The sequence below is a fragment of the Streptomyces gottesmaniae genome, from assembly GCF_031845845.1.
Lineage (GTDB): Bacteria > Actinomycetota > Actinomycetes > Streptomycetales > Streptomycetaceae > Streptomyces > Streptomyces akebiae.
This window is the reverse complement of the sequence record NZ_JAVRFJ010000214.1, coordinates 1-253: the sequence shown is the minus strand read 5'-3', so window position 1 is coordinate 253 and position 253 is coordinate 1. Positions and strand designations below refer to the sequence as shown.

General features: G+C 78.7%; 1 pseudogene. It reads right to left on the bottom strand.

Annotation, left to right across the window (positions count from 1 at the left end):
* Positions 1–253, bottom strand: a pseudogene (locus tag RM704_RS45115) (hypothetical protein); the annotation flags it as partial.

Sequence of the window (253 nt, the reverse complement as noted above, 5' to 3'; positions counted from 1 at the left end):
CGGACGCGGCCGACGCCGCCAGAGCCTCATGGGCCGGCGCGACGAGTTCCCGGTCGCCGCTGGTCGACGAGAGCACCGTCACCCCCGCCCGCCGCGCGTCGTGCACCCGCTCCGACAGGTCGGCGCCGGACGCGGCCGACGCCGCCAGAGCCTCATGGGCCGGCGCGACGAGTTCCCGGTCGCCGCTGGTCGACGAGAGCACCGTCACCCCCGCCCGCCGCGCGTCGTGCACCCGCTCCGACAGGTCGGCGCC